The organism is Aquimarina sp. ERC-38, assembly GCF_026222555.1.
GTDB lineage: Bacteria > Bacteroidota > Bacteroidia > Flavobacteriales > Flavobacteriaceae > Aquimarina.
In genome coordinates this window covers 1444292-1455523 of sequence record NZ_CP098511.1, presented here as the reverse complement: position 1 = coordinate 1455523, position 11232 = coordinate 1444292, and the positions used below count along the sequence as shown (strand labels likewise).

General features: G+C 29.9%; 6 protein-coding genes. 4 read left to right on the top strand and 2 right to left on the bottom strand.

All coding sequences use genetic code 11. From position 1 onward, the window contains the following. Window positions 1-54 precede the first annotated feature (54 nt). Window positions 55-177 carry a hypothetical protein gene (locus NBT05_RS06245; RefSeq protein WP_265772635.1) on the bottom strand — a complete coding sequence of 41 codons (123 nt, stop codon included), beginning with the start codon at window positions 175-177 and terminating at the stop codon, window positions 55-57. 497 nt (window positions 178-674) lie between these two features. Here NBT05_RS06245 and NBT05_RS06240 point away from each other — a divergent pair, with 497 nt between their 5' ends. The 3 genes from NBT05_RS06240 to NBT05_RS06230 all read left to right on the top strand — a co-directional run bounded on the left by NBT05_RS06240 (window position 675) and on the right by NBT05_RS06230 (window position 6152). Next, the gene (locus NBT05_RS06240; protein ID WP_265772634.1) at window positions 675-2450 is read left to right on the top strand and encodes an AraC family transcriptional regulator; all 1776 of its coding nucleotides are present in this window, start codon (window positions 675-677) and stop codon (window positions 2448-2450) included. 538 nt (window positions 2451-2988) lie between these two features. Beyond that, the gene (locus NBT05_RS06235; RefSeq protein ID WP_265772633.1) at window positions 2989-4482 is read left to right on the top strand and encodes a S8 family serine peptidase; all 1494 of its coding nucleotides are present in this window, start codon (window positions 2989-2991) and stop codon (window positions 4480-4482) included. Next, a complete protein-coding gene (locus NBT05_RS06230; RefSeq protein WP_265772632.1) occupies window positions 4479-6152 on the top strand; it encodes a S8 family serine peptidase in 1674 nt (557 codons plus the stop codon). Before NBT05_RS06235 ends, NBT05_RS06230 begins: the two co-directional genes overlap by 4 nt. A 53-nt stretch (window positions 6153-6205) precedes the next feature. Here the strand turns inward: NBT05_RS06230 and NBT05_RS06225 are convergent, their stop codons facing one another. Beyond that, window positions 6206-7894 carry a M1 family aminopeptidase gene (locus NBT05_RS06225; protein ID WP_265772631.1) on the bottom strand — a complete coding sequence of 563 codons (1689 nt, stop codon included), beginning with the start codon at window positions 7892-7894 and terminating at the stop codon, window positions 6206-6208. A 344-nt stretch (window positions 7895-8238) separates the two neighbouring features. Between NBT05_RS06225 and NBT05_RS06220 the strand changes: the two genes are divergently transcribed. After that, the gene (locus NBT05_RS06220) at window positions 8239-11232 is read left to right on the top strand and encodes a hypothetical protein (RefSeq protein ID WP_265772630.1); all 2994 of its coding nucleotides are present in this window, start codon (window positions 8239-8241) and stop codon (window positions 11230-11232) included.

The window sequence follows — 11232 nt, the reverse complement described above, 5'->3', positions numbered from 1 at the left end:
ATTTATCAAGAATAAAGACCGTTTCATAAATTTGAAACGGTCTAATGTTTAGAACTACTCTACATCATGGTTGTGATCAGTATACCAATGTTGACCTTCATCACACCAAGTTTGTACCTCATAAGTAGTTCCGCCTGAACCTGCATCTAATGAATTACCTCCTTTAGTAATTACCATCTGATCTTTTTCTAATTTGCATTTCTCGAATTTTAAATCTGATAATTTTTTCATTACTAATAAATTTAATTTAAACCTACTCTATTTTTATAAAAAGGCTTTTCGGTATCCGCCTGATCATTGCGCAATGATGTTTTATATTCATTTTATAAAAAGTTACTTAGACAATTCATACAGAAAATATTCATCTGTTCTATCATATCTTTGCAAAATTGTAATATGGAAAAAATCATCTAAGTAACATTTTAAGAAACCGTTCGTTTTTTGATATAAATTTTAGTTTTAAGAACTTCGAATGATTAAATTAAGTTCCTTGTATGCTGGTACAAATATTAGAGGAGAACTATTAAAAAACAAACACTAGTACACTGATTTTTAAAAAGAAGGGCACGGTTTTTTAAAAATACGACTTATAAAAACTTGAAATGATTTGTATTTCTAAAAGAATTATGAAAAACAATTCAATAACCTATATATTTACTATTTGAACAGAAGAATTGCAAAAGAAAAGTTTAGAATACTCGAAAATAAAAAGGATAATTTTAAGTGTACTGGTTTTTTTTACAATAGCTAATTCTACCTCACAGTCTACAGAAAAATTATTTTTACTAAGGAATGACTCTTTAAAAAATAAGAGTTATGATGAGTTGTACAGATTATTCTATAATAATTTTGATAAAGACTCAATATCTTATATATATGCAGAAGAATATCTTAAAAAGGCTTATCATCATGATGATACTTTAAAAATTGCTACTGGTTATTATATGACAACCTTAATTGGTAAAGAACGCTACTTCAAGTTTAATGATAGTTTAATTAAGTATGCCGGATTGATTCAATCAGAACATTGGAAATGGTTAGCGTACTATAATAAAGGATATTACTACAATAGAAAAAGAAAATATCAAAAAGCATTATCTAATCATATTAAAGCCTACAACCTCGCTAGAAGAGTTGGAGATTATCAGAGTATTAATTATTCAATAGTTAGCTTAGGTTTATTAAGGGAAAGAATAGGACGATATAAAGAGTCATTAAAAAATTTCTTAACCAGTTATCAATATAATAAAAGGCAAATAAACCTAGTTCACCCAGATTCTATAAGTAACCAATTAGGTGATTCCTATTTAAATATTTTACACCTACTATCTAATTCTTATCGTTTAAATAAAAAATTAGATTCTGCCGATATAATCAATAAAGATTTTAAAAAATACTATAAATACTCCTGGTCTAATAAGTATAAAGATAAAATGCGATTAAATGCTGCCGAAGTACATTTTGATAAAGAAGAATATAGCGATGCAATTGACAGTATTAATATTGCAACTTCTGGCTTTATAGAATCAGAAAATTATAAAAGTCTAGCCGTATGTTACTATATAAGAGGAATGTCTAGAATTAAACTAAATCAAAATAATGCAGGTGTTGAGGATTTAATTACAATGGATAGTATATATAATACTCTAGGTAGCATCTACCCCGCGGTTAGACCAGGTTATTTGTTTTTAGTAAAAAACTACGAAAAATCTAATGATATTAAACAACAGCTATTTTTTATCAAAAGGTTATTAAAGTTTGACAGTATAGCTCATGAAAACTACGCTTATATAAGTGATGAATTAGTTGATAAAGTTGATAAACCTTTTCTTTTAAGACAAAAAAGCAGATTAGAAGGACAACTAAATCGATCAAATAACAAGACTTATATATGGATATTTCTCAGTATTTTAATTTCAGTCCTACTAATTATTGAAATTTTAAAGAAAAGAAAAATTATTAGGCAAAAAAATAAGGAAAAAGAAGATATACGTAAGTATTATCAACAAAAATTTGATCAACTTTTATCTAAGACGAAGAAAAAACTTATAAAAAAAGATAAAACTTTTTATAGATCAGAAGATATAGGTATATCTAAAGAAGTAGTTGAGGAAATCCTTAATTCTTTAAAAAATTTTGAAAGTAAATTAATGTATGTAAATCCTGAGATGACAGCAACAAAATTAGCAGAGAAATTTGGTACTAATTCAAATTATATCGGTAGAGTTATAAAATATAAATACAAAAAAACATTTAGGAATTACATCAATGATCTGCGCATTGAATTAGCTTTAGAAAGACTACGAAATGAAAGTGAGTTTAAAAACTATTCAGTATTAGCTATAGCAAAAGAAGTTGGTTTTAGAAATGCTGAACCATTTGCTAAAGCTTTTAAAAGTAAAGTAGGAATGTATCCTTCGGAATTTATTGTGACATTGTTAGAAATCTGAGATGTTATAAAAATCTTAATTAGCTTCAATAAATAGGTCTGATTTTTAAAAATCAGTGTGGTAGTTGACAAGCCTTAATATTTTTTATCGATAATATTTTTAACTTTAATCGCTAAAATTATTTATAATAAAAAATCACAAAAAACATCTAAAAGATTTGAAAGAATTTAAATTAACAAACTTTAAACATAATACTCGTGGTAATAAATAGTGATCCAGGTCCTGGAGATGGACCTAGACCAAATCCTAATCCTAATCCTAAACCCGATTCAACACCTTCTTCTGGTCCGATTATTTCCAAACCAAAGTAATAAATGAATAATTAAAGTTGAATAAACGTAAGAAGTTATTTAAATATAAGTTATGATAATTCAATAATGTCTAGGAATATTTTAATAACTTCTTACTAAAATTTAAAATAAAAGTGAAATATTATTTTCTAATTATTTTTGCACTAATAAATATATTCTTAAACGCTAATCTTTTAGCTCAAAATTATACTAGTAGTAATGCACAAGATTCTATTGATGATTGGTGAGTGAAAGAAAGCGATAGTATTTCAACTATCGATCTGATCAAGGGAATCAATTTTTTAAAAAATAAAGATTATAACACCGAAATTGTTGTTGCAGTATTAGATACTGATATTGATATTTATCATAAGGATATCAGAGATAAGCTGTGGATTAATTCAGATGATAATACTAAAGATGGTATTGATAATGATAAAAATAGTTTTATTGATGATAAAAATGGCTGGAATTTTTTAGGTACTATAAAGGATGAAAAAAGTCTTCAATTCACACTAATGGAAGAAACTAGAATTCTTAGAAAATTTAATGAAGAAGATTTTTTTAAACTCAATCAAAAAAATAAAATTGAATTTACCTATAAAGATGTAAAGAATTCATACGATACTATTGTAAAAAATTTAAAGGAAGATATAATTTTTTATAAAGATATAGAAAGTACTTATTCAAGTGTATTAGATACTTTAAAAAAGGTGTTGAAAAAAGAAAAAATCACTCTAGATATTCTAGAGAAAAGTAAAAGCAGTAATTCTTATATAGAGCAATGCATTGACTATGTTAAAAGTTTATTAGAACAAGGTTTTCCCTATTCCGAGATTATCAATGAGCTACAATACAAAACTAACTCTTTAGATATCTGTATGAATTTAGAATACGATAACCGCTTATTAATAAAAGAAAGCAATAATAGTAAAATCTATGGAAGTTCATTATTTGGAGGGATAGTGGATAAAATTAGTCATGGAACAAAAGTTGCTGGTGTGATAGCTTCATCAATTAAAACAATAAACAATTTAAAATATAAACCTTTAGATATCAATATTATGCCTATATGTATTAGTGGAATAGGGGATCCTACTGATCAGGATACTGCTTTAGCAATAAGGTATGCAGTGGACAATGGTGCAAAAATAATTAACCTAAGTCAAACAAAAACATTTTCAATTTGCGAAGAATTAGTTGCCGATGCTCTTTTATATGCTGAAAAAAAAGATGTCTTAATTGTGAAATCAGCGGGTAACGAGGAATTGAACCTAGATAAGAAATTACGTTATCCAAATGATGTAGATAATTTAAGAAAAGAATTTGTTAACAATATGATAGTAGTAGGAGGAAGTGATAGATTTGTAGATCATAGAATTTTATATGAATATACAAACTATGGAAAGAATAGCGTTGATATATTTGCGCCGGGAAGTAATATTAGCACTCTTAAGCCTAATAATAATTACACTACATCAACTGGAACTTCATATGCTGCACCAATAGTTTCTTTTGTTGCTTCAATAATACGATCTTACTATCCAATTTTAAAAGCTAATGAAGTAAAAAAAATTATCATGGAATCCGGAACACCTTATGATATTGACGTTGAGATCACCCAAGATGATGGTACAAAAAAGATGGTTCCTTTTTCTTCATTATCAAAATCCGGTAAAATTGTAAATGCTTATAATGCTTTAGTTATGGCCGAAAAGATTTCGGCTTTAAAAGATAAATGAAAAAAGAACTAATTACAGGTATCATATCATTAATCGTCTGTTTTGGCTGTACAACACCAAAAGCTTTATTATTAGATACTACTGCTGTTACTAATATACAGAAGACTACTTTTGCCGATATAGAAAATTGGCATCTTAAAGATATTATCAATGATACGATACCTGGTATTAGTATGGTCAGAGCTTGTGAATTTTTAAAGGATAAAAAAATTAAAGATTCCGTAATTGTTGCGGTTTTGGATATGGAAGTTGCAATTGACCACAAAGATTTAAAAAACCAAATCTGGATCAACAAAGGTGAAATTGCAAATAATGGTTTAGACGATGATGGTAACGGTTATGTAGATGATGTACACGGATGGAATTTTTTAGGAAATTCAAATGGAGACAATAATATTTACGTCAATTATGAATACACCAGAATTATAAAAAAATTCAACGAACAATTTCAGGGAAAAAAAATTGAACAAATTAAAGTCAAAAAACAACAAGAATTTTTAACCTATAGAAGAGCTCTAAAAAAGCATAAAGAACGCTATCAATACGGGATAAAAGAAAAAGAAAATGCTGACTTTTTATATCATAGTTACTATGAAGCACTGGATAAATTATCATCCTACTTTCCAAAAAAAGATTTTAATTTAAAATCACTTGATAGCCTGGATCAAATAATCCCAGATAAAGAGGAAAAACTTAAGTTTAATATAATCACCTTACAGGACTGTTTGAAATATAATATTACTGAAGATTATATTAAGAATGAAAAACATGTTGCAGATGAAAGGATGACTAAATTACTTGATACCTCATATAATGATCGATTAATTCAACAAGATGATCCCTTTAATTTGTTGGATACAGATTATGGAAATCATATTGTTAACGGTAATATAAATATTTTAGATCATGGTACTTTGGTCTCAGGAGTTATTAGTGCAAGTATACCTAATGAAATAGTTGCAGAGGAATTTTCTTCAAATATCAAAATAATGCCCTTATGTATCTCTGCTTACGGAGATGAGCATGATAAAGATATTGTCTTAGCGATAAGATATGCTGTCGACAATGGAGCAAAAGTTATTAATATGAGTTTTAGTAAAGAGTTTTCTCTCTTAGAAAAAGAAGTTTTAAATGCTATCAAATACGCTGCAGACCACGGAGTATTAATTGTAAAATCCGCAGGAAATAATTCTAAAGATTTAGATAAACTTAATAATTACAACTTCCCTAATGATGCTAAAAAAGGAGGTAATGAAATAGCTAATAATTTTATCAAAGTGGGTGCATCAACTAATAAGGTTGATAAGAATCTAAAAAATCATAGTAGTAACTTTGGAAAAAAAGAAGTAGACGTATTTGCTCCATCCGGTTTCAAATCTACCTCTACTGGTCCTGATTTACATGAAGAATTTACCGGAACTTCTTCTTCTACGCCACTAGTAAGTAGTATTGCTGCCTTATTATATTCTTATTATCCACATTTGTCGGTTTCACAAGTAAAAGAAATTATTTTAAATTCAGGAACCTTGTATCATATTGATGTTGAGATCACACAAGATGATGGTACAAAAAAGATGGTCCCCTTCTCTTCATTATCAAAATCAGGTAAAATTGTAAATGCTTATAACGCTTTAATTATGGCAGATAAAATCGCTTCCCAAAAGAAATAGGCTCTATTTATCTAGCTTAATTTTTAAAATTAAAAATCTTATAAATTTATCTACTATCGAAATATACAAGTTTGTAACCTGTCCATATTCGTTTTATTAATCTCTAGTTGAGGAATATTGATTTCTTTTGAACCTGTATAAAAATCAATGGTCATCTCTTCGTTATTACGGATAATTGATAATTGAGATACTTTTGTTGTATCCCTAAATAAGTTTGCGTCTATAATAGAATCATTTACCCGAATTCCTGCTTGATAGGCTTTAGATATTGTAGAAATCTCGGTGATTTTTTGATTTTTATAGGTAAAGCCGATATCAAAATCCTGCATTTTTGGTTTAAATGCTAATTGATTATTAGTAAATAGTTCTTCCAAATTAATTAGATTGCCTTCTACTATATAACTTTCGAATAAAGAAGTAATATCTTCCTTAAGATAAGTATTGACTTGTTGTATAAAATAAGAATGCTTAAGTTTTTGATTTTTGTTTATAGCATTTGATAGCATATTCCGCATTACATCGTCCAGATTGTATTTTTGATTAGTATCCTCGCTAATCTTTAAATCAAGCATAAATGCAAAAATTGCACCTCTAAAATAAGGTATATCCCGATAACCCCTCACCTTCCAGAATGTATGGTTGGTAATATCTTTATTCGGGATTTCCCTGAGTTTTGAAGTCCATAATTTTTTAATAGCTTCATTTATCTTTTTTAAAAAGTAGTCATTTCCCTTTCCGTTAATTTTATTTTTGGCAATTATCTTATAGGTATAATATTCGGTAAAGCCTTCACTAAACCAATACTGTTCTTCTTCATTCTGATTTTTAATTTTTTGCCCGATCCATTTATGTAATAATTCATGGTTTACCAGGTACATAAGGTCATCTTCGTTAACAAAATCAGTATTTGTCATCAAAGCAGTGAATACATTAAAGTAGGAAGTTCCGGCATACGCTCTTTTTATACTTCCCTCTATAGGTGAAAGTACCACGGCATAAGCTTGTTCTTGTTCTTCTTGCTCTTTCCAAAATTCTTTTTGCGCCTTATTCGTATTTGTTACAATTGAAAAGATGCTTTTATCATCAAATGTTTTCCAATGATCACGAATTGCCAAGGCTACACTTTTTTTATCAGAAATAATTCGATAATCACCTCCTACAAACAGTGCTTTTTGGAAGTTTTCTAGAGAACAATTTTTAATTTCTTGGTGTTTTTGATGAACCCCAAAACTATTAAGAATAGCATAGGTTTCATTTTGACTTTCCCAGGTAATTTTTACATCTATTTTGTCTTTTTCAGTTAAAAAATCAGGTAGTATAAATAAATTTTGAGCAAGCACATGAAAATAATTGGGGTGTACGATGGGTCTAAACCTATTTTGTAGATTTATTCCTTTAAAAATATCTTGTTTAACAAAGTATTCAATTTCAATATCTTTAGTATTTGAATTTTTAAGTTGAATTAGCCCTTGCTCTGGTATAACCTTAAATTTGGCTCTATCATCATTTAATACTTTAATATTATTAATACAATTGAAGAGATGATCCTGTCCTCGTAAACGGTTGGGATACAAAAAAGTATTCGATGTAGAGGGAATATTCTTTAATTTGACATTGACTTTAAGATAAGGTTCTTTTTGAGATTGTACGTGTGTAACGGTATACTCCACATCAAAATTTTGAGCGTATGTAGACACCGAAGAGAAGAAGATAACTATATATTTGAAAAAGGTCCGAATCATTTTAATTTAAAAGGAATTAGGTTTTTAGCATACTTAAAATTTACCGGGTGCATGACAGATTTTATCGTTTAACTTTATTATGTTTTTGCACTCCTCTTCAAAGGTATAATTAGGAGTAGAATACGTACTAAATAAAACGTCCATCTTTTATTCTTCTATTAAAACAGTAAGGTGAAGAAATAAAATTTGCAGTATACCTGCTCAATCTCCTAAAGTATATTTTTCAAAAATAGCATTTTAAAATAATTTGGTTTTAACCCAAACTTCCTACATTTTCTTTCAAACCTAACCAGAATTTCCATAAACTTGTAGTAACCATAGCATAGAAACTAGGGTTAATGACCATGATACCAGAAATAAACGATATTCAAAAAGAAATAACCCGCCTCGTAGCACAATCCGTGCTCCCCGTTTTTACCGACCAACTACAAACACACACAGCGTTCCTAACTAAAATAACTGCTTTACAAAACGATTTAATCACTACCAACAGCGCAGCACAATCCCAACAAGAAACCTTCACTTTATTTTTAAAATATAAACAAGAACTTTCTAAAACCCTAACTACCTACTTTAAAAACCTCCAGGAAAAAAACAGAACATTCCCTTTTACTCCTTACCAAACTTTATTAGAGGGTTACGTAAAAAAACTACCGGAAGAAGTGGTGCAAATCCAAGCAAAAGAACGCTTTATTCCGCAACCGGATGATCACACTTTAAAAAAGCTAAAGAAAAGAGGAAAGAATTTCGGGTATCAGCTTAGTATTCTTCCGAAAAAAATAGGTAATATTTTTCGTAAAAAAGAAAAGAAGAAAGTAATTACTTATTGGGAACAAAAAATAGCTATGCAAGGAATTGTACACAAACAATTTTCTGTTGCGTTTCTAAAAGAGATTCTTCCTTTATTAGATCAATTTTTTGCAGGCATTACAGCTACCACCAAAAAATTATGGGAAAATGATGTGGTTTTTGACACGGTAGCTGGCAATTTTTTACAGAAAGGAGAACTTTTATCCTTTAGTAAAAAAGATCTAATCGCACTAGATGCCATATTAAATGAAATTACGGCTATTCAGGAAAACCTTCAAGAACAATGTAAAATAAAAGAACAAAAGATAATTCAGGAAACTGAAAATATGCTACTGTTATCAGGAACCTTTGAATTACCAAATCATCAGTTTCAACCACAAGAAATTTTTGACCAAAAAAAGAGCCTTGAAAACGTAGTGTTGCGGAAATTTGTACGATGGAACACTACTTTTGAAATTTTAAAAGATGATTGGGATGTTGACCTGGAAATATTCTCTATTGCTCTGGATACCGAAATTGCATTTTTAAAACTACTTAGTACGGTTTCACAAAAATCCGGGAATATTGCCGCATCTTTTCAAACTTGCGAAGCTTTTTTAGCTAAAATTATTACCAAAATTAAAAGTAGTGAAGCACAGGATACACTAAAAAATAACCTCAGGAAAGAAATCAATAATATTCAAAAAACCTATACCACAAAAATAGTCACCCCACTTCTTGCGGATTTTGAAAAAAACGAAATTGTTCCTAAAATAGATCAGTTTGAAAAGATCCAACAAAAACGTATTGCTACCATCTCTACGAAAAGAGCGATTGCAGATAAAATTGATTTTTCAAAGCCAAACCCTCCTTCTGCAATTAACTATGTGTCGCCTAATGAGTTGATCACCTACGAAAGTTGGCCTTCTTTAGTCAAAGCTATTGAAACTACCAAAGTAAGCGTTATTGCTACTTTAAATAAAATTGTACAGGAAATCAACGGACTAGGACAGGTGATCGAGTTTAACCTGGAGTCTGCCCTGGACCTGGTCAATGATAAAAATAAAAGCGAAAACCCAAAAACGGTTGCTCTTGATGGTATGCAGCGAAGTACTGAAAAATGGGAAGCTGTTAAAGATGAAATTTTTACGATAGACGCTACCATACAGGAGCTTTTACGGGAAAAAGTATATGCATTTAATAAAAATGTACTGTCCTTTACAAAAAACGAAAACATCTTAAACGTTCGATTGACTATTGCAAAAGCCAAGTCGATTGAAAAAAGTCGACAATTACGTCAACAAATCAAGAACAAAATTATCTATGCAGTTCCGCTAGCCTTAAGCTTTACCCGAAATAAATATAAGATAGCTAGTGTTTATATAAATAGTTACCTTACTAAACTAGGCTGGTTGTCAAAAACGGATGCGGCTACGGTAGCTTCTTCGGATTTTTTACTTGAAGCGCAAAAATCCGTAGAGCAATTACCTTTTGTATACCAACGATTGTTTAGATCAGATACGGTTCAGAATGAAAGTTTTTTTACCGGAGCTACACTGGAAATAAATCAGATAGATAGTGCATGGCAATATTATCTCAACGATCGCTATGCTACCATATTGATTTCCGGCGAACAGGGAGCGGGCAAATCTTCTTTGGTTCAGCGTTATTTTCAGAAAAACCCTACCCGTTTTACAATTAAAACTATCTGTGTCGCTAATACGATAACGACAGATGAACTTTTTTTTAAATTTTTATCAGAAGAATTTTCGGTAGCGATTCAAAACCTGGAAGAAGCCATTACCTACTTTACTTCCATGCCAAAACAGGTCATCGTATTTGAGAACCTTCAGTATTTATACCTGAAAAAGGTAAAAGGCTTTGAAGTAATCCACACCTTAACCGAACTAATTGCGCAAACGCATTTAAAGGTGTTTTGGATCATCACTTCTTCACAATATGCCTTTCAATATTTGGAGAAAACCCTACAACTCTCAGAATCCTTTTCTCACCTGATCACCGTTAATAATTCTACGGATGCCGTAATGATCGATGCTATTGAAAAAAGGCACCGGGTTAGCGGATATAACCTGTCTTTTGAAGAACCTCCTAAAGCATATATTACTAAAAAGTATGAAAAAGCTTCGGAAGTTGAAAAACAGGAAATCTTAAAAGCCGAATTTTATAAAGACTTAAACAAAATAGCTTCCGGTAATTTTAAAATTGCATTTATGTATTGGTTACGCTCTGTTGCCAGGGTAGAAAACAGTACCATATATATGCGATCGTTAAAAACAATCGATTTGGCTTTTATCGCAAAAAGCAGTGTTCCAAAAACCCACGTACTGAATGCCATATTGCACCATGAACAACTTACCCTTACTCAAATTGATACCGTTACCGGAATGGATCCGGCTGGCACACGCAACGTAGTAAGATCCCTGTTTGAGAATGGATTACTTGTAAAAAAAGAAGCATATTATCTTATTAATATTTTGCTTTACCGTCAAATTATTAATTTACTGAAAAGTAAAAACTTTATACATTAA

What these genes read in the sequence shown, in the direction of transcription:
- NBT05_RS06245 (WP_265772635.1), bottom strand. Translation starts at nt 177, where the DNA reads ATGGTAATTACTAAAGGAGGTAATTCATTAGATGCAGGTTCAGGCGGA.
- NBT05_RS06230 (WP_265772632.1), top strand. Translation starts at nt 4,479, where the DNA reads ATGAAAAAAGAACTAATTACAGGTATCATATCATTAATCGTCTGTTTT.
- NBT05_RS06225 (WP_265772631.1), bottom strand. Translation starts at nt 7,894, where the DNA reads ATGATTCGGACCTTTTTCAAATATATAGTTATCTTCTTCTCTTCGGTG.
- NBT05_RS06220 (WP_265772630.1), top strand. Translation starts at nt 8,239, where the DNA reads ATGATACCAGAAATAAACGATATTCAAAAAGAAATAACCCGCCTCGTA.